This window comes from Micromonospora haikouensis (genome assembly GCF_000876225.1).
In the GTDB taxonomy this organism is placed as follows: domain Bacteria; phylum Actinomycetota; class Actinomycetes; order Mycobacteriales; family Micromonosporaceae; genus Micromonospora; species Micromonospora haikouensis.
Genome location: NZ_JXSX01000002.1, coordinates 432,762 through 450,850 on the forward strand (window position 1 = coordinate 432,762; position 18,089 = coordinate 450,850).

Below are 18,089 nucleotides of genomic sequence, written 5' to 3' on the forward strand. Positions count from 1 at the left end.
GCCGGTCGGCCCGGCACGCGCGGAGACCGAGCAGGCCGGTCCGTCGTCGCGCGAGGGCCGGGCGGCCGACTGGGCCCCCCAGCCCGGTCGAGGCCACCCGCCGGAGCCGGGCCACCCCTACGCCGCCGAGCCGATCCGGCCGTACGAGCCGGTGCGCGCCGAGCCGGTCCGGCCGTACCAGCCGGTGCGGGCCGAGCCGATCCGCCCGTACGAGCTGCCCCGTCCCGGGTCCGAGCCGCGTGCCGGGGCCGACCCGGCCGCCCGACCCGCCCCGGGCCCGGCCGAGCGCCCCGCCTGGGCCGGTGTCCGCCCCGCGTCCGCCCCGCCCGCCGCCGGGCCCGAGACCTCGGCCGCCGCAGCCGTCGACCCGGCCGAGGTGCGGGCCGCCGCCGCCCGGCCCTTCCGGCTCCGTCCGGTCCCCGAGGACGCCCCGCCCACCGACGCACCCGGCCAACCGCCGACCGCCACCGGTGCCGGGCCGACCGCCGCACCCGCCACGAGCGGGATCGGCCGGCTGGTCCGCACCCCACCCGCGCCCGCCCCGACGAGCGCACCCCCGTACGCGGCCCGCCGATCCGCACCCGACCCGGTGACCCCGGCCGCCCCGGCCGACGGGGGCCGGCAGCCGGACCGCACGGCGGTGCTGCCGCAGCGCGTCCCCGCCGAACCGGACGTGCCCGTCGTGCCGGAGCCGCCAGCCGTGGAGCCCCCCGCCGAGACCCCGGAGCTCGCCCGCATCGCCACCCACCTTCGTCGCGACGACGAGCCCGCCCCGCCGCAGGAGCGGCCCGAGGGGTTCGACGTCAACGCCATCCTCGACGCCGTACGCGGTGTCGCCGGGGTGCGGGACGCGGCCCTGCGCCGCACCCCGGCCGGCGCGCACAGCCTGCGGCTCGACCTCGCCGACGGTGCCGACCCCGCCGAGGTGAGCCGCCAGGTGGCCCGCCTGCTGCAGGAGCGGATGGGGCTGGCCGCCGCCCCGCAGGACATTCCGGGGACGCCGAGCGCCCCGCCGCCGCCCGTGCGTCGTCGCTCCGCCGAGGCGCGCCCCGACCTGCGGGGCGCCGCGCCCCGGCCCCCCGAGCGTCGTCCCGCCGACCCCCGGGGAGCCGCCGGCCGGCTGCCGGAGGCCCGACCGCCCGCCGACGCGCCGCCGCCCCGGCTCGACCGCCGGGCCGACCCGGTGGGGGAGCCGCCGCGCCGGCGTCGCCAGGCGACCACGCACCGGGGCCGGGCCGCCGTGGAGGAGCCGGGCCAGGTCAGCGCCGCCCCGGCCGGCCTCGCGACGGGCAGCCCGGCGACGCTCGGCTCCTCGTACTCCGGTGGGCAGATGACCACGACGGAGACCGCGCCGTCGCGACCGCTGGACACCGGCGGCGCGCCGGGGCCCCGCGTGGTGATCGACCACGTCCAGGTCAGCACGTTCGGCCTCGACGCGAACGTCGAGGTCCGCCTCCTCGCCGACCAGGAAACCGCATCCGGGTACGCGACCGGGCCCGCCGTGGACGGCTACGTGCTGCGGCTCTGCGCCGTCGCCGCGGCGGCGGCGGTGGACCAGCTGCTGCGCGGCGGCGAGCAGGAGCCCGACCGGGGCCGGTGCTTCGTCGAGCACGCGGCGGTGGTGCCGTTCGGCAACTGCGAAGTGGCCACGGTGGTGGTGCTGCTGGTCTGCGACGGCTGGGTCGAGCAGCTCGCCGGCTCGGCACTGGTGGCCGGCGATCCCCGGCAGGCCGTCGTCCGGGCCACCCTGGCGGCCGTCAACCGCCGCCTGGAGGCGCTGCTGGCGTGACCGACGGCGGGCGGGACGCCGGCGGCGCGGGCAGACTTGGTGCCATGAAAGCCGCCATCCTCGGGCCGGACCACCACCTGCCCCCGCACGGGACCCCGCCGCCGTGGCCCGGTCGGGAGGTACGCCTCGACGGCTCCGTCACCTACGTCCGGGACACCCCGGCCACCGCCGGCGGGGCCGAGCCGGCGCTCTACGTCCACGGCCTCGGCGGGTCGTCGCAGAACTGGACCGACCTGGCCGGGTTGCTCGCCGACCGGCTCGACGGCCAGGCCATCGACCTGCCGGGGTTCGGGCACAGCGAGCCGAGTCGGCGCTACACGGTCCCCGCGTTCGCCGAGCACGTGGTCCGCTGGATCGAGCACTCCGACCGGGGGCCGGTGCACCTGCTCGGCAACTCGCTGGGCGGGGCGGTCTCGGTGCGGGTCGCCGCGCTGCGCCCGGACCTGGTACGCACGCTGACCCTGATCTCCCCGGCGCTGCCCTTCCTGGACTTCCGCCGCTCGTTGCAGGGCCGGATGCTGCCCCTGCTGGCCGTGCCGCGCGGGGAACGGCTCGTCGGCTGGCAGTTGGCCCGGCTGGACCCGAAGGTGATGGCGCAGCAGGTGATGGAGTCCTGCGTGGCCGACCTGACCCGGATCAGCGAGCAGCGCCGGCAGGAGGCGCTGGAGGAGATCCTGCTGCGCTACCAGGCCGCGCACTACGCCTCCGTGTACGTGCGTACCTTCCGCGGCCTGGTCTCCAGCTTCCTGCGTTCGTACCTGCGGGGGCCGGAGTCGCTGTGGCGGCTCGCGGCGGCGGTGCGGGTGCCGACGCTGGTGATCGGCGGGTCCGCGGACCGGCTGGTCGACGTGCGGGTGGCGCCGCAGGCCGCCCGGGTGATCCCGGACAGCCGGCTGTTGATGCTGCGCGGTGTCGGGCACGTGGCCCAGCTGGAGGTGCCCCGCACGGTGGCCCGCGCGGTGCTCGGGTTGCTCGACGAAGTGGCGAACCCCGTGACGGTCCGTGACGTGGCATCCTGACCGGGATGCCCGGATTCCTGCCTCGTCGCGCTTCCCGCCCGAATTCCCCCGCAGCCCCGGCCGCCCGGCGGCGTACCCTGCTGTCGGTGGCCGCCCTCGCCGGGTGCGTCCTGGCCGGCGCGGTCCTGCTGACGGCCCGGCCCCCGACCGGCGGCGGCCCCCCGACCGACGTCGAGGCGCTGGCCGTCGACCAGGCGGCCCGCACGCCGGCCCCGGCGAACGGCGTGGCCCTCCCGGCGTCGTCGCCGGGCCCCGGCGGCCCTCCGGCGGCGGCTTTCGGCGGCCCCCCGCCCGTCGACACCGGATCCCCGCCGGCGCCCGGCCCGTCCCCGGTGCTGCGGATCCCGGGCCCCGTGCCGTCGGCCGGCGGGGGCGGCTTCCGGTACGACGACCGTCCCGGCGCGGTGCTCGGCACGGCCGGCGCGCTGCGCCGCTACCGGGTGGCGGTGGAACGGGAGGCCGGCGAGGACGTGGGCGACTTCGGCACGGCGGTGCAGGAGGCGCTGGCGGGGCCGGGGAGCTGGGTGGACAGCGGCCGGCTGCGGCTGCAACGGGTGCCCGGCGCGGCCCGGCACGACTTCACGGTCTACCTGGCCACGGCCGGCACGGCGGGGCGGATGTGCGCGGCCGGCGGGGTCGACATCCGGGTGGGCGGGCGGCCCTACACCTCCTGCCGCGCGCCCGGGAAAGTGATCATCAACCTGGACCGGTGGCGGCTGTCGGTGCCGCACTTCGTCGACGCCGGGGTGCCGCTGGCGGTCTACCGGACGTACGTGGTGAACCACGAGGTCGGGCACCAGTTGGGGCACGGGCACGAGCGCTGCCCGAAGCCGGGCCGGCCGGCGCCGGTGATGATGCAGCAGACCCTCTTCCTCAACGGCTGCGTGGCCAACCCGTGGCCGTACCGGGACGGCCGCCGCTACGCCGGCCCGCCGCTGTGACCGGTGCCCTGCCACGGTGACCGGGGCGGCTCCCGTCGCTGCGGCCGGGGCGGGCCGCGCCGCTGTGACCGGGGCGCAGCGCGCCGGAAAAGGCGAGGGCTTTTCGCGCTGAGGGCGGCAAAAGCGCAGTTGGGCGCGTTTTGTCTGTCAGGCTGACGGGGTGACTTCCCTCTCCCCATCCGGGGCGTACCGCCCCCGGCGGCCGGGTCGCTCGCGCCTTCGTACGGCGCTCGGCGGCCTGTCCGCCCTGGTCGCCGTCGCCGCCGCCGCGCTCCTGGTCCTCGGCGCGGTGCCGCCGACCGGGCCGGCGGACCCCGGCGGGGCGGGGGCCGGGGCGGGCGACCACAGCGTCGGGGCCGCGCAGGGAGACCGGGCCGACCAGGACGGCCGGGCCGAGCGGGCCGCCCCCGGGCGGTCGGGCGGCTGGCCGACCAGCGGACCCGGCCGGTTCGCGGCCGCGGCGGGTCAGTCCCCGGTCCAGGGGACGGGCGGGCCGGTGCGCCGCTACCGGGTGCTCGTCGAGCGGGACACCGGCCAGGACCCGGACGCGTTCGCCGCCGTGGTCGACGAGGCGCTGGGCGACCCGCGCAGCTGGATCGCCTCGGGCGACCTGCGCCTGCAACGGGTGGCCGGGCCCGCCGCCCCCGCCGGCCCGGAAGCCGCCGCCGACGCCGCCCCCTCCGCCGACGCCTCCGACGTTTCCGCACCCGAGGCGGACTTCACCGTCTACCTGGCGACCCCCGTCACCTCGGAGCGGATGTGCGCGCTCGGCGGGCTGCGCACCGAGCGGTACACCTCCTGCCGCCTGCCCGGTCAGGTGATCATCAACCTGGCCCGGTGGATGGAGGCGGTCCCGGACTACGGCGCCCCGCTGGACGTCTACCGCGCGTACGTGGTCAACCACGAGGTCGGGCACGAGCTCGGCGAGCTGCACGAGGCATGCCCGGGGCCGGGCGAGCCCGCGCCGGTGATGCAGCAGCAGACGTACGGCCTCGACGGCTGCGTCGCCAACCCCTGGCCCTACCTCGACGGCAAGCGGTACGCGGGGGAGCCGACCCCGGGCACCTGAGTTATTCCCGCTCCCGCATGTCGGGCGGGTGTCCCTGCTCATGGCCGATCGGCGGTTCGGCGAGCGACAATGGCTCGTCACCCACGCCGATCCCGGGGAGTCCACCGTGTCGTTGCCCCCGCTCGTCGAGCCCGCCGCCGAGCTGACCGTTGACGAGATCCGCCGCTACTCGCGCCACCTGATCATCCCCGACGTCGGGGTCGAGGGGCAGAAGCGGCTGAAGAACGCCCGGGTGCTCTGTGTGGGCGCCGGCGGTCTCGGCTCGCCGGCTCTGCTCTACCTGGCCGCGGCGGGCGTCGGGACGCTCGGCATCATCGACTTCGACACCGTCGACGAGTCCAACCTCCAGCGGCAGGTCATCCACGGCGTCTCCGACGTCGGCCGGTCCAAGGCCGAGTCCGCCGCGGCGTCGATCCGCGAGATCAACCCGCTGGTCAACGTGGAGATCCACAACACCGCGCTGGACCGCGACAACGTGCGGGAGATCTTCTCCGGCTACGACCTGATCGTCGACGGCACCGACAACTTCGCCACCCGCTACATGGTCAACGACGCGGCGGTGCTGCTCGGCAAGCCGTACGTCTGGGGGTCGATCTACCGGTTCGACGGCCAGGCGTCGGTGTTCTGGGCCGAGCACGGCCCCTGCTACCGCTGCCTCTACCCGGAGCCCCCGCCGCCCGGCATGGTCCCCTCCTGCGCCGAGGGCGGCGTGCTCGGCGTGCTCTGCGCGTCGATCGGCTCGATCCAGGTCAACGAGGCGATCAAGCTGCTCGCCGGCATCGGCGAGCCGCTGGTCGGCCGGCTGATGGTCTACGACGCCCTGGAGATGAGCTACCGCAAGATCAAGGTCCGGAAGGACCCGAACTGCGTGCTCTGCGGCGAGAACCCGACGGTCACCGACCTGCTGGAGGACTACGAGGACTTCTGCGGCGCGGTCTCCGTCGAGGCCCAGGAGGCGGTGGTCGACGCGACGATCACCGCGGCCGAGCTGAAGGAGTGGCAGGACGCCGGCAAGGACATCTTCCTCGTCGACGTCCGCGAGCCCGCCGAGTATGAGATCGTCCGGATCCCCGGCTCGACGCTCATCCCCAAGGGCGAGATCATCTCCGGCGAGGCGCTGGCGAAGCTGCCGCAGGACAGGCAGATCGTGCTGCACTGCAAGTCCGGCGTCCGCTCCGCCGAGGCGCTCGCCGCGCTCAAGGCGGCCGGCTTCCGCGACGCGGTGCACGTCCAGGGCGGCGTCCTGTCCTGGATCAAGCAGATCGACCCCTCGCTCCCCGCGTACTGAGCACGACCGGCGCAAGTGCAGCTGGCGCCAGCTAACGGTGCAAGGAAGGGCCCCCTCTCAACGCTTTCGGCAGAGAAGGGGCCCTTCTCACACCCACCCACCCGCCGGCCGACGGCACCTGCTCGCCCACCGTTGGCACCTGCTCGCCCAGTGTCGCCCGGCCGACCATCCGAGGTGGGATCGCGTCTGCGTCGGTAGCGTTCCTGCCGTGGTCGACTTGGACGCCGCGATCGGGTTCGTGGTGGCGCACGGTGACGCGGTGGAACGGGCCCGGCTGTCCTGGCTGCGGGCCGGCGCGGCACCGTCGCCGGAACTGCTCGACAGCGCCGAGGTGGGGCAGACTCCCACCGGCGGCTGGCCCGCCGTCTGGGGCGCCGACGTCGCCTCGGTCGACGCCACCTGCTTCCGCCTCGCCGAGCTGGACGACCTCGGTGCCCTCGGCCGTCCCGCCGCCCGCCGGGCGCTGGACTGGTTGGCGTCCCGGCAGCAGGCCGACGGCGGCTGGGAGGAGGATCCCGCCCTCGCCGACGACGCCCCCTGGTGGGCCCGGCCCGGCGACCCCGAGGCGCGGCTGTACCTGACCGCCACCGTCACCTTCTGGCTCACCGTCGCCGACCTGGACGCGCGGCACGCCGCGCCCGGCCGCCGCGCGGCACACTCACCCGACCCCCGCTGGCCGGCCGGACCACCCGACCAGGCCGCCGGCGCGTACGCCGGCAGCGCCTACACCGGCGTCGTGCAGACCGCCGTCCAGGCCCTCGCCGGGCAGCTCCAGCCGGACGGCACCTTCCCGTCGTACCTGGCCGTCGGCTGGCTCAGCGCGGCGGTCTTCCACCGGCAGGAGCTGTTCTACGAGTCGGCCCGGATCCAGGTGGCGCTGGCCGACCGGATGCCGAAGCTCTCCCCGGCCAACGCGGCGTCGCTGGCCGCCGCCCTGCGGCGGGTCGGCGTCGACGAGCAGCACTGGACGCTGGTCGCGGCCCGCCGCCGGTTGGCCGAGACCCAGCGCAGCGACGGCGGCTGGGAGAGCGACGACGGCCACCAGTTCGACGTGCACACCACCCTGGCGGCCATCCGTGCCTGCCGCTGACCCACGCCCCGCCCGCAGCGGACGTTTCCGGCGGTTCGTCGGCCGGCGCGGCGGTCCGCTGATGTTCCTGGTGTTCGCGGTGGTGGCCACCGGTCTGCTCCTGGTGTGGCGGACCTGGGACGTGGAGCTGCTGGAGTACGCCTGGTTCCAGCTGCTGGTCTTCCTGGTGGTCGCCGCCCCGCTGGTGGCGATGCGCTTCTGGGGTGAGGGCGCGTTGCCGCCGGACGAGGCGACGCCGGGCCGGCGACGCCCTCGCGGTCAGCGCGAGAAGCCCCGCCGGTCGGGTCGTCGGCCGGGCCGCCGTCGCTGACCCGACCGCCACCAGCACCGCCCCCGCCACGGCCATCGCCGACGCACGGTCCGCCACCAGCGGTGTCGTACCGTCCCTGCCTACCCCCGCAGGTGGCCGTCGCCCGTCACGACGTACTTCGTGCTGGTCAGCTCCGGCAGGCCCATCGGCCCCCGGGCGTGCAGCTTCTGCGTCGAGATGCCGATCTCCGCGCCGAAGCCGAACTCGCCGCCGTCGGTGAACCGGGTCGAGGCGTTGACCATCACCGCCGCCGCGTCGACCCGGGCCACGAACTCGCGGGCCGCCGACTGGGAGTCGGTGACGATCGCCTCGGTGTGCCCCGTGCCGTACCGGCGGATGTGCGCCACCGCCGCGTCGAGCGAGTCGACGACGGTGACGGAGATGTCGGCCGACAGGTATTCCGTGGCGAAGTCCTCGTCGGTCGCCGGCACCACCGCCGACGAGTACGCGGCGACCTCCGGTGAGCCGTGCACCGTCACCCCGGCCTCGGCGAACGCGGCCAGCACCGCCGGCAGGAACGCGTCCGCGACGGAGGCGTGCACCAGCAGCGACTCGGCGGTGTTGCAGGTCGACAGGCGCTGGGTCTTGGCGTTCAGGGTGATCGCGACGGCCTTGGCGAGGTCGGCGGCGGCGTCCACGTACACGTGGCAGTTGCCCACCCCCGTCTCGATCACCGGCACCGTCGACTCCTCGACGACGGTGCGGATCAGCGACGCCCCGCCGCGCGGGATCAGCACGTCGACCAGGCCGCGCGCCCGCATCAGCTCCTTGACCGAGTCGCGGGAGCTGGCGTCGAGCAGCTGCACGGCGTCCGCCGGCAGCCCGGCCGAGGCGATCGCGTCGCGCAGCACCGCGACCAGGGCCGCGTTGGAGTGCGCCGCCGAGCCGGAGCCGCGCAGCAGCGCCGCGTTGCCCGACTTCAGGCAGATCCCGGCGGCGTCCACGGTGACGTTGGGGCGGGCCTCGTAGATGATCCCGACCACCCCGAACGGCACCCGGACCTGCCGCAGCTCCAGCCCGTTGGGCAGGGTCGAGCCGCGTACCACCTCGCCGACCGGGTCGGGCAGCGCGGCCATCTCGCGCAGCGCGTCGGCGATGCCCGCCACCCGCGCGGCGTCGAGCGCGAGCCGGTCCAGGATGGCCGCGCTCAGCCCGGCCGCGCGCCCGGCCGCCAGGTCCGCCGCGTTCGCGGTCACGATCTCGGGGGTACGCGCGACCAGCGCGTCGGCCATCGCCACCAGCGCGGCGTCCTTGGTGGTACGCGTGGCGACCGCCAGGGCCTCCGCCGCGCCCCGGGCCCGCCTGGCCTGCTCGACGACGCTCATCCAGCTCACTCCTCACGGTGTTGGGAAGGGACCCCTGTACAACGGAATGCGTTGACAGAGGGCCCCTGCTTACAGCAGCACCAGGTCGTCGCGGTGGACGACCTCACGTTCGTACGCCGGCCCGAGCGCCGCCGCCAGCTCGCCGGTGGAGCGGCCGAGCAGCCCCGGCAGCTCCACGGCGTCGTAGTTGACCAGCCCCCGGGCCACCGGCGCGCCCCCCGCGTCGACCAGGTCGACGGGGTCGCCGGCGGTGAACGCCCCGTCGACGGCGGTGATCCCGGCCGGCAGCAGCGACTTGCGCCGCCCCACCACGGCGGCCACCGCGCCCGCGTCGAGGTGCAGCCGGCCGCGCGGGGTGGTGGCGTGGGCCAGCCAGAACAGCCGGGCGGTCGGGCGTCTGCGCTCGGCGTGGAACAGGGTGCCGACCTCGTCGCCGGCCAGCGCGGCGGCGGCCAGTCCGGCGGCGGTGAGCACCACGGGGATGCCGAAGCCGGTGGCGATCCGGGCCGCCTCGACCTTGGTGACCATGCCGCCGGTGCCGACGCCGGCCCGCCCCGCCCCGCCGATCTGCACGCCGGCCAGGTCCCGCTCGTCGCGGACGTCGGTGATCCGGGTCGACTCGGGGCGGGCCGGGTCGCCGGTCCACAGGGCGTCGACGTCGGAGAGCAGCACCAGCAGTTCGGCGTGGACGAGGGCGGCGACGAGGGCGGCGAGCCGGTCGTTGTCGCCGAACCGGATCTCCTCGGTGGCGACGGTGTCGTTCTCGTTGACGATCGGCACGGCCCGCAGGTCGAGCAGCTTGCGCAGCGTCCGGTACGCGTTGCGGTAGTGCGCCCGGCGGGTCACGTCATCGACGGTGAGCAGCACCTGCCCGACGGTGAGGCGGTGCCGGGCGAAGCCGGCCGCGTACCGGCCGATGAGCAGGCCCTGGCCGACGCTGGCGGCGGCCTGCTGGGTGGCCAGGTCGCGCGGGCGGCGGCTGAGCCCGAGCGGGGCGAGCCCGGCGGCGATCGCGCCGGAGGAGACCAGCACCACCTCGCGGCCGTCGGCGGCGAGCCGGGCGAGGGTGTCGACGAGCGCATCGACGCGGGCGTCGTCGAGGCCCCCGGACGCGGTGGTCAGCGAGGACGAGCCGATCTTGACGACGACCCGCCGGGCCGAGGTGACTGCGAGACGCACCCGCCCATTCTGCGCGGTCGGGTCGGCGGGCCCCGGCGGCGTTCCCATATCGTGGCAGCTCGTGACACCTGCGGAGTACGTCGAGGCGGTCCTGGAGCTGGTCGAGCGCATCCCGCCGGGGCGGGTGATGTCGTACGGCGCGGTCGCCGACGCGCTGGCCGAGCGCTCGGGGCGGGCGTCGGCGCGGCTGGTCGGCTCGATCATGGCCCGGCACGGGGGCGGGGTGCCGTGGCACCGGGTGGTCACCTCGGCGGGCCGGCTGCCGCCCGGCCACGAGGTCGAGGCGCGGGCCCGGCTGCGCGCCGAGGGCGCCCCGCTGGGCGGGACCGGGGTGGACATGGGTGCGGCTGCCTGGTCGCCGGAAGAGGGGATGTGACCGCGACCGTAACGTGAGTAACATTCGGCGTCATGACGCTGCCGCCCGCCGGACCCGGCACACCGAAGTCCGGCGGCCACGTCCTGCCCCGCCGGGTGCACGCCGGCTACGCGCTCGGTTCCCTGGTCACCGGGGCGTTCGGCACCGTGCCGGGGCTGCTGCTCCTGCCCTACCTGACCGACACCCTCGGCGTCGCCGCCGGGGTGGCCGCCCTGCTGGTGCTCCTGCCGAAGGCGTGGGACGTGCTGGTCAACCCCGTCGCCGGGCGGATCTCCGACCGGACCAGGTCGCGCTGGGGGGCCCGCCGGCCGTACCTGCTGCTCGGCGGCCTCGCCCTGGCCGTGCTGTTCGCCGCGATCTTCGCCGCCCCGTTCGGCGCCGGCCCGGCCGCCGGGGCGTACGTCGCCCTCGCCTTCCTCGCCACGGCGACCGCGTTCGCGTTCTTCCAGGTCCCGTACGTGGCGATGCCGGCCGAGCTGACCGACGACTACGCCGAACGTACCCGGCTGATGAGCTGGCGGATCGCGGTGCTGGCGGTGGCCATCCTGGTCTCCGGCGCGGTGGCCCCCGCCGTGGTGACCGCCGGCGGCGACGGCGTCGCCGGGCACCGCTGGATGGGCCTGTTCGTCGCCGCGCTGATCGTGCTCGGCACCCTCGGCGCGTTCCTCGGCACCCGGGGCGCGCCCACCGGCACGGTCGGCGAGAGCGAGCCGACGCTGCGCGCCCAGCTCGCCGTCGCCGCCCGCAACCGGCCGTTCCGGGCGCTGCTGGTCTGCTTCGTGATCCAGTCCGCCGGGGTCGCCACCATCCTGGCCGGGGTCAGCTACTTCGCCGACCAGGTGCTGCGCGACCCGACCACCGGCCCCACCGTGCTCTTCGCCTGCTTCGTCGGGCCGGCGCTGCTGGTGATGCCGCTGTGGACCCGCGTCGGCGCGCGGGTCGGCAAGCGGTCCGCGCTGGTCGCCGCGTCCGCGCTGCTCACGGCGGGGGCCGCCGGCCTGGTCGCCGCGCCGGTGCTGCCGGCCGTCGCGGTCTACCTCGTGGTCGCGGTCATCGGCGTCGGGTACGCCGGCCAGCAGGTCTTCGCGCTGGCCATGCTGCCCGACTGCATCGCGTACGACACGGCGCGCACCGGCCGCCGGCAGGCCGGCGTGTTCACCGGCCTGTGGACGGCGGGGGAGACCCTCGGCCTCGCCCTCGGCCCCGGCATCTACGGCCTGGTGCTCCAGCTCAGCGGGTACGTCTCCTCCGACACCGGCACGGCGGCCGTCCAGTCCGACGCGGCCCGCCTCGGCGTGCTGCTGGGCTTCACCGTGCTGCCGGCCCTGCTGGTCGGCCCGCCCCTGCTCCTGCTGCGCCACTACACGCTCACCCGGGACGACCTGCTGACCGTCGCCGCCGGCCACCACGAGACCGGCCACCACGAGAGGAACGTCACCGCCGCATGAGCGACGACCAGGACAACGGCCAGGACACCGGCCGGGCGCTGCCGGAGCGCGGGCTGCCGGCCGAGCGGGTGCTCGGCGACATCGGGGCGCTGCGCGCGGGGGACCGGCCCACCCACGGGGGGCGGCTCTTCGCGTACGTCTACGACCCGGCCGTGCCGGGCCTGGACGAGCTGGCCGCCGCCGCCCACGCGAGCAGCGCGCACGTCAACGGCCTCGACCCGACGGCGTTCCCGTCGCTGCTGGCGATGGAGAACGCGCTGGTCGGGGCGGCGTCCCGGCTGCTCGGCGGCGGCCCCGGCAGTACCGCCCCCGACGTCGTCGGCAGCGTCACCAGCGGCGGCACCGAGTCGCTGATCCTCGCCGTGAAGGCCGCCCGCGACGCCCGCCCCGACGTCGCCGCGCCCCGCATCGCCGTGCCGGTGACCGCCCACGCGGCGTTCGCCAAGGCCGCCCACTACCTGCGGGTCGCCCTCGACCCGGTGCCCGTCGACCCGGTGACCCTGCGGCCGTCCGCCGCCGCCGTGGCCGCCGCGATCGGCCCCGACACGGTGCTGGTGGCCTGCTCCGCCCCCTCGTACGCGCACGGCGTCGTCGACCCCGTCGCCGAGATCGCGGCGGTGGCCGCCGAGGCCGGGGTGCGCTGCCACGTCGACGCCTGCTTCGGCGGCTGGACGCTGCCCTGGCTGCGCCGCCTCGGCGAGCCGGTGCCGCCGTTCGACTTCGCCGTCGCCGGGGTCACCTCGATCTCCGTCGACCTGCACAAGTACGCGTACGCCCCGAAGGGCGTCTCCGTGCTGCTGCACCGCACCCCGGCGCTGCGCGCCCCGCAGTTCTTCGCGTACGCCGACTGGCCCGGCTACACGATGGTCAACCCAGTGATCGCCTCCACCCGCTCCGGCGGCCCGATCGCCGCCGCGTACGCCACGCTGCGCCACCTCGGCGAGGACGGCTACCTGCGGCTCGCGGCGGCGACCCGCGACGCCGTGGCCGGGCTCGCCGACGCGGTACGCGGCACCGACGGGCTGCGGCTGCTGGCCGAGCCCGAGTCGACGGTGGTCTGCTTCACCTCCACCGACCCGACGCTGGACCTGTTCGTGCTGGTCGACGAGCTGACCGCGCGCGGCTGGCACACCCAGCCCCAACTCTCGTACGCCGACCTGCCGGCCAGCGTGCACCTCACCGTGACCGCCGCGGTGGCCCCCCGGGTGGCGGAGTTCGGCCCCGACCTGGCCGACGCGGCGGCGGCGGCCCGCGCCGCCGGCCCGGTGAAGCTGCCCGCCGAGCTGACCGCGCTCGCGGCGACGCTGACCCCGGACGCGCTCACCCCGGAACTGGTCGCCGGCCTGGCCGCCGCCCTCGGCCTCGGCGGGGTGGGAGCCGGCCCCGGCGGCGCGGCGGCCGGTGGCGGCTTCGCGCCGGACGCCACCGTCAACGCCCTGCTCGACGCCGCCCCGCCGGCCCTGCGGGAGCGGCTGCTGGTCGAGTTCGTCGGCCTGCTGCAACGCCCCACCTACTGAGCTGCCCCTGAGCCGCCGCCCCGAGCTGTCCCGTTCGGGGCGGGCGGCGGCTGTGGTTGACTGGCGCGGGAGAGAGGAGGCGGTCGTGCAGCTGCCGGCAGTGCTCGGGGAGCCGATCCGGTTCGTGCTGAACTGGGGCCGCCGCTACTCGCTGTGGGTGTTCAACTTCGGCCTCGCCTGCTGCGCGATCGAGTTCATCGCCACCAGCATGGGCCGGCACGACTTCATCCGGCTCGGGGTGATCCCGTTCGCCCACGGCCCGCGCCAGGCCGACCTGATGGTGGTCTCGGGCACGGTCACCGACAAGATGGCCCCGGCGATCAAGCGGCTCTACGACCAGATGCCCGAGCCGAAGTACGTCATCTCCTTCGGCGCGTGCTCCAACTGCGGCGGCCCCTACTGGGACTCGTACTCGGTGACCAAGGGCGTCGACCAGCTCATCCCCGTCGACGTGTACGTGCCCGGCTGCCCGCCCCGCCCGGAGGCGCTGCTGCACGGCATCCTGCGCCTCCAGGAGAAGATCGCCGCCGAGCAGTCCGGCGTCGGCGGCGTCCCCCGCCCCGACCCTCTGGCCTCCCCGGCCGACGCCGCTCCCGCCGCCGCCCGGCCGCCCCGCCCGGTGGACTCGCTGACGGCCCCGCCGATCCGCCGGCCCACCACTCCCTGAAGCCACCTCCGCGACAGGGGCGCCCCGGGGGTGGTGGGCGGGGGTCAGCCGGTCACTGCGGGGCCAGGGTGAACGTGACGACGTTGTCCCCCGGGGTCGCGTCGGGGCTCACCCCGAACCACGCGGTCCACAGTTCCAGGGTGACGTCCTGGGCGCTGGTGGGGGCGCTGAAGACCACGTCGAAGGCGCGCTCCTCGCCCGGCATCATCCGCGTTCCCGGCACCAGGGTCTCGTCCGAGTACGCCGGGCCGGACGTCGGATCGGTGCCTTCGATCACCACGCCAGCCGGGAGGTTGGTGGCCTTGAGGTAGAGGCTGCTGTGCGGGGCGTCCCCGGCGTACCGGACCCGCACCGGGAGCCGGTAGCTGCCGTAGGGGTCGACGGTGACCGGGCCGGTCACGTCGATCGCCGCGTCCGGGCGGGCGTCCTGGACGTACGGGACCGGACGGGGGCGGGTCAGCGACCCGGTGGTGGACCGGAACTGGGCGCCGAACGACGTGCTGGCGCTCGCCCCGGCGGCCGAGAAGACGTCGAGCACACCCCCGGTGGCCGACATCGGGTAGGCGCGCGGGGTGGCCAGCACGTGGAAGTCGACGGAGAAGCTGCGGCTCTCGCCCGGCGCGAGGTCGCCGCCGTCACCCGGGACGGCGCAGATCCGGACCTCGTGGTTGTCCACCGGGTCCGCGTAGTCGCACTGGAGCGAGTCGGCGAACGAGCTGGGCACCGGCTCACGAACCTGGAACCAGAAGTGGTCGGCCGCCGGGCCCGGGTTGGTGATGGTCACCGGGAGGCTGCCCCGGTAGCCGCGCTCGGTCGGGTCCAGGACGAGCCGGCCCACCGAGACGGTGGCGGTCCCGGTCGGGCGGGCCGATGCGGGTTCGGCGGTGCGGGCCATCGCCGCTCCGGCCGGTGCCAGCGCGGCCGTGCAGCCGAGCAGGGCGATGGCGAGCAGGCCCGCCGTGCGTTCGATCATCGGTGCGGGTCCTCCGTGGGGCGCGTCCGGCGCAATGCGCCGGGCGACGAAGCGGCACCACCGGGACGGCCCCGGCGATGTCGGGAGTGGTCCGTCCCGGGTGTCGCCGCGCCACGGCGTCGCCGCCGCGCGTGACCTTCCCGCGTCGCCACGTACCCCCGTACCGTGGCCGCGTCATCATCATCGACCCTCGGCCGGCCCGCCACCCCGCGTCCGGGTCCCGTCCGGCGGCAGCTCCGGGAGGCGGCCGGCGGTCCACCCCGGTCGGCGCGGTCTCAGCGTCGAGCGGCCACATCCCGCGGACGGCACCCGCACCCATCGGCCGGAGGCGCGACAGAACGTGACCCCCGCGCCTGCGGCACAAGCCTCACCCCACCCCTTTGCTCTGCACCCGCATACGCAACGGCCACGCAGTGCAACCGGTTGCCGCACCCGCCGGCGGTCCGCGATCTTGCAGGCGGCCAGCTCCGTGGCGTGTTGCGTGGGTGGGTGCAGAGCAAAGGGGAACGCAGGTGTCCTTCGCGGCCGGGGAGACGTGACGCAGAGTCAGGTCCCGCAGCTCTTCGCGGCCGGCAACCCCTGCCCAATCGGTTCGCACCGGGCCGCCGTGCTGGACCTCACCGGCTGGCGCGGCCCAGGGGTAGGTGGGACGGTGGCGGGCTGGGATTAGCCTGCGGCCATGAACCAGTCTGCGGACAAGCGTTCCGCTTTCATCGTCGACGTGCTGACCGAGGAGTTCGGCGCGTCGATGGCGCTCGACCCGGCGGCGTTCCGCCGCAAGTTCCGCAAGATGGCCGCCTCGCCGTTCGCCTTCTACCGGGGCAGCGCCTCGCTCTTCTACGCCGACCAGCGCGGCGACTTCGCCGACGACGCGTTCCTCGACGAGCGCACCAGCCGGGTGTGGATCCACGGGGACCTGCACGCGGAGAACTTCGGCACCTACATGAACGCCTCCGGGCGGCTCGTGTTCAACGTCAACGACTTCGACGAGGCGTACGTCGGGCCGTTCACCTGGGATCTGCGCCGCCTCGCCGCCAGCGTCGCCCTGCTCGGGTACGCCAAGGCGCTCTCCGACCGCGCGATCGGTGACCTGGTCGCCGGCTTCGCCCGGTCGTACCTGACGGAGCTGCGGGCCATCGCCGCCGGCGGGGACGACGCGATCGGCTCGATCACCCTCGACAACGCCGACGGCGTGCTGCGCCGGGTGCTCCAGCAGGCCCGGCTCAACACCCGGGTGGAGCTGCTCGCCGCGCAGACCACCGTCGACAACTACGAGCGCCGGTTCTCCCTCGGCGACGGGGTGTTCGAGATCGACGGCGACACCCGGGAGAAGGTCTGCGCCGCGTTCGCCGAGTACCTCGGCACGCTGCCGGAGTCCTCGGCGAACCTGCGCCCGGTCTCCGCGCACATCAAGGACGTCGTCCTGCGCAAGGGGGTGGGCATCGGCTCGGCCGGGCTGCCGTCGTACAACCTGCTGCTGGAGGGGCACACCGAGGCGCTGGAGAACGACGTCGTCATCTACATGAAGCAGGCCCAGGTGCCGGCGGTCGCCCGGCACATCGACGACGAGCGGGTGCGGTCGTACTTCCGGCACCAGGGGCACCGGACGGCGGAGTCGCAGCGGGCGCTGCAGGCCCACGCCGACCCGTGGCTGGGCTTCACCGAGCTGGACGGGGCGGGCCAGCTCGTCGCCGAGGTCTCCCCGTACGCCGCCGACCTGGACTGGTCGGACGTCAACGAGCCGGAGGAGCTGGCCGGGGTGCTGGCCGACCTGGGCCGGGCGGTGGCCCGGATGCACTCGGTCGCCGACGACGAGTCCAGCCACGACCTGGTCGACTACTCCACCGAGGAGGCGATCGTCGCGGCGGTCGACACGGACCCCGACGGGTTCGTCGCGGGCCTGGTGGAGTTCGCCCACGCGTACGGGCTGCGGGCCCGCGAGGACCACCAGCTCTTCGTCGACCTGTTCCGCAACGGCCGGCTGCCCGGCATCTGAGCGGACCCGGGGCGGGCCAGGGCGGGCCGCTCAGGCGGTGAAGTCCAGCACCACCTTGATGTCGTCGCCGGTGGGGGTGTACGCCTCCGCGTACGCCGCCACCGGCACCCGGCGGGTGATCAGCGCGTTCAGCCAGGACTGGTCGGCGCGGGCCAGCGCCGCGGCGGCGAGGTCCCAGTGCCGCCGGTTGGCGTTGACCGAGCCGAACACCACGTTGTTCTCCAGCACCAGCTCCCGGTTGAGGGCCCCGGCGTCGAAGTCGAGGGTCCGGCCGCCACTGGACACGCCGGTGAGGCAGACGATGCCGGTCGGCCCGGCCTTGCACATCGCGTCGAGCACGACCGACGGCGCGCCGGTGCACTCCACCACCACGTCCGGCACCAGGTCGAGCTGCCCGACCGACCCCGTGTGGTACGTCGCGCCGAGCGCCCGGACCAGGTCCGGTTTCGGCCCGGTCTCGGCGCGGTCCAGCACGTGCACGGCGAACCCGCGCTGGGTGGCCAGCAGCGCCGCCAGCAGGCCGATCGGCCCGGCCCCGGTGACGAGCGCGGTCTGCGGCTGCCACTCGGCGCGGGCCCCGATGCGCTCGATGTGGTCCCACGCCTTCGCCACCACGCTGGTCGGCTCCAGCAGCATCCCCACCGGGGCGAGGGCGGGGTCCAGCCCGACGGCGAAGCGCGGCTGCACCCGCCACCGGTCCCGGGCGAAGCCGGGCAGCCCCTTGATGCCGTGCTCCGTGTACTCGCCGTTGCGGCACATGTCCCACTCGCCGACCGCGCAGTTGGCGCAGGGCACCGGGTCCGGGTGCCGGACGATGCCGACCACCAGGTCACCGGGGTGCAGGGTGCCGCTCGGGTCCTCCAGCACCCGGCCCAGCGACTCGTGCCCGAGCACCAGGGCCGACGCGCCGGGCGGGGCCTCGCCGAAGGTGCCCTCGACGATCTCGTGGTCGGTGCCGCAGATTCCCACGGCCAGCGCCTCGACGAGGATCGCCCCCTCCTCGGCGTGCGGCTCCGGGTAGTCGTCCACCAGCCGCAGCGAGTCGCGGACTCCGGGGTTGACGGTCACGGCGCGCACGACCCCCATCCTTCCCCGCCGGGCG

At 75.7% G+C, this 18,089-nt stretch carries 15 protein-coding genes and 1 pseudogene; 12 read left to right on the forward strand and 4 right to left on the reverse strand.

Annotated features, from left to right (window positions below; genetic code table 11):
• Window positions 1-370: 370 nt before the first annotated feature.
• The 7 genes and pseudogenes from TK50_RS35720 to TK50_RS18550 form a co-directional block, all read left to right on the forward strand.
• Window positions 371-1,789 (forward strand): annotated as a pseudogene (locus TK50_RS35720) (hypothetical protein); the annotation flags it as partial.
• 44 nt (window positions 1,790-1,833) lie between these two features.
• A complete protein-coding gene (locus tag TK50_RS18525; protein WP_043966488.1) occupies window positions 1,834-2,808 on the forward strand; it encodes an alpha/beta fold hydrolase in 975 nt (324 codons plus the stop codon).
• Between the two features lie 5 nt (window positions 2,809-2,813).
• Entirely contained in the window at window positions 2,814-3,749 is a 936-nt protein-coding gene (locus tag TK50_RS18530; protein WP_479682686.1) for a DUF3152 domain-containing protein, read from the forward strand.
• Window positions 3,750-3,909: 160 nt separating this feature from the next.
• Window positions 3,910-4,818 carry a DUF3152 domain-containing protein gene (locus TK50_RS18535; protein ID WP_043965404.1) on the forward strand — a complete coding sequence of 303 codons (909 nt, stop codon included), beginning with the start codon at window positions 3,910-3,912 and terminating at the stop codon, window positions 4,816-4,818.
• A 40-nt stretch (window positions 4,819-4,858) separates the two neighbouring features.
• The gene (moeZ, locus tag TK50_RS18540; protein WP_199486093.1) at window positions 4,859-6,106 is read left to right on the forward strand and encodes an adenylyltransferase/sulfurtransferase MoeZ; all 1,248 of its coding nucleotides are present in this window, start codon (window positions 4,859-4,861) and stop codon (window positions 6,104-6,106) included.
• A gap of 208 nt (window positions 6,107-6,314) precedes the next feature.
• Complete coding sequence (locus TK50_RS18545; RefSeq protein WP_052503867.1) at window positions 6,315-7,196, forward strand: prenyltransferase/squalene oxidase repeat-containing protein; 882 nt, start codon at window positions 6,315-6,317, stop codon at window positions 7,194-7,196.
• Between the two features lie 61 nt (window positions 7,197-7,257).
• Window positions 7,258-7,506: a hypothetical protein gene (locus TK50_RS18550; RefSeq protein ID WP_043965407.1), complete on the forward strand. Its 249-nt coding sequence runs from the start codon at window positions 7,258-7,260 to the stop codon at window positions 7,504-7,506.
• An 80-nt stretch (window positions 7,507-7,586) separates the two neighbouring features.
• Here the strand turns inward: TK50_RS18550 and TK50_RS18555 are convergent, their stop codons facing one another.
• Together TK50_RS18555 and proB are read right to left on the reverse strand one after the other, a co-directional pair.
• Complete coding sequence (locus TK50_RS18555; RefSeq protein WP_043965409.1) at window positions 7,587-8,831, reverse strand: glutamate-5-semialdehyde dehydrogenase; 1,245 nt, start codon at window positions 8,829-8,831, stop codon at window positions 7,587-7,589.
• A gap of 69 nt (window positions 8,832-8,900) precedes the next feature.
• Window positions 8,901-10,058: a glutamate 5-kinase gene (gene proB / locus TK50_RS18560; protein WP_043965410.1), complete on the reverse strand. Its 1,158-nt coding sequence runs from the start codon at window positions 10,056-10,058 to the stop codon at window positions 8,901-8,903.
• Window positions 10,059-10,071: 13 nt separating this feature from the next.
• Between proB and TK50_RS18565 the strand changes: the two genes are divergently transcribed.
• The 4 genes from TK50_RS18565 to TK50_RS18580 all read left to right on the forward strand — a co-directional run bounded on the left by TK50_RS18565 (window position 10,072) and on the right by TK50_RS18580 (window position 14,018).
• Window positions 10,072-10,386 carry an MGMT family protein gene (locus TK50_RS18565; RefSeq protein WP_043965412.1) on the forward strand — a complete coding sequence of 105 codons (315 nt, stop codon included), beginning with the start codon at window positions 10,072-10,074 and terminating at the stop codon, window positions 10,384-10,386.
• A gap of 32 nt (window positions 10,387-10,418) precedes the next feature.
• Entirely contained in the window at window positions 10,419-11,834 is a 1,416-nt protein-coding gene (locus TK50_RS18570) for an MFS transporter (protein ID WP_043965414.1), read from the forward strand.
• A complete protein-coding gene (locus tag TK50_RS18575) occupies window positions 11,831-13,351 on the forward strand; it encodes a pyridoxal phosphate-dependent decarboxylase family protein (protein WP_043965416.1) in 1,521 nt (506 codons plus the stop codon). Before TK50_RS18570 ends, TK50_RS18575 begins: the two co-directional genes overlap by 4 nt.
• An 85-nt stretch (window positions 13,352-13,436) precedes the next feature.
• On the forward strand, window positions 13,437-14,018 hold the full coding sequence (locus TK50_RS18580) for an NADH-quinone oxidoreductase subunit B (protein WP_043965418.1): 582 nt from the start codon (window positions 13,437-13,439) through the stop codon (window positions 14,016-14,018).
• 52 nt (window positions 14,019-14,070) lie between these two features.
• Here TK50_RS18580 and TK50_RS18585 read toward each other — a convergent pair whose 3' ends face one another.
• On the reverse strand, window positions 14,071-14,991 hold the full coding sequence (locus TK50_RS18585) for a COG1361 family protein (RefSeq protein WP_052503868.1): 921 nt from the start codon (window positions 14,989-14,991) through the stop codon (window positions 14,071-14,073).
• Between the two features lie 679 nt (window positions 14,992-15,670).
• On the opposite strand from TK50_RS18585, the gene TK50_RS18590 reads away from it, so the two are divergent.
• On the forward strand, window positions 15,671-16,987 hold the full coding sequence (locus tag TK50_RS18590) for a DUF2252 domain-containing protein (RefSeq protein WP_043965420.1): 1,317 nt from the start codon (window positions 15,671-15,673) through the stop codon (window positions 16,985-16,987).
• Window positions 16,988-17,017: 30 nt separating this feature from the next.
• Here TK50_RS18590 and TK50_RS18595 read toward each other — a convergent pair whose 3' ends face one another.
• Entirely contained in the window at window positions 17,018-18,064 is a 1,047-nt protein-coding gene (locus tag TK50_RS18595; RefSeq protein ID WP_043966497.1) for a glucose 1-dehydrogenase, read from the reverse strand.
• Window positions 18,065-18,089: the final 25 nt, after the last annotated feature.

Bases quoted from the DNA above. Each gene is read 5' to 3' on its own strand.
- TK50_RS18525 (WP_043966488.1), top strand. From the start codon at position 1,834: ATGAAAGCCGCCATCCTCGGGCCGGACCACCACCTGCCCCCGCACGGG.
- TK50_RS18530 (WP_479682686.1), top strand. From the start codon at position 2,814: ATGCCCGGATTCCTGCCTCGTCGCGCTTCCCGCCCGAATTCCCCCGCA.
- moeZ (WP_199486093.1), top strand. From the start codon at position 4,859: ATGGCCGATCGGCGGTTCGGCGAGCGACAATGGCTCGTCACCCACGCC.
- TK50_RS18550 (WP_043965407.1), top strand. From the start codon at position 7,258: ATGTTCCTGGTGTTCGCGGTGGTGGCCACCGGTCTGCTCCTGGTGTGG.
- TK50_RS18555 (WP_043965409.1), bottom strand. From the start codon at position 8,831: ATGAGCGTCGTCGAGCAGGCCAGGCGGGCCCGGGGCGCGGCGGAGGCC.
- proB (WP_043965410.1), bottom strand. From the start codon at position 10,058: ATGGGAACGCCGCCGGGGCCCGCCGACCCGACCGCGCAGAATGGGCGG.
- TK50_RS18570 (WP_043965414.1), top strand. From the start codon at position 10,419: ATGACGCTGCCGCCCGCCGGACCCGGCACACCGAAGTCCGGCGGCCAC.
- TK50_RS18575 (WP_043965416.1), top strand. From the start codon at position 11,831: ATGAGCGACGACCAGGACAACGGCCAGGACACCGGCCGGGCGCTGCCG.
- TK50_RS18585 (WP_052503868.1), bottom strand. From the start codon at position 14,991: ATGATCGAACGCACGGCGGGCCTGCTCGCCATCGCCCTGCTCGGCTGC.
- TK50_RS18590 (WP_043965420.1), top strand. From the start codon at position 15,671: ATGAACCAGTCTGCGGACAAGCGTTCCGCTTTCATCGTCGACGTGCTG.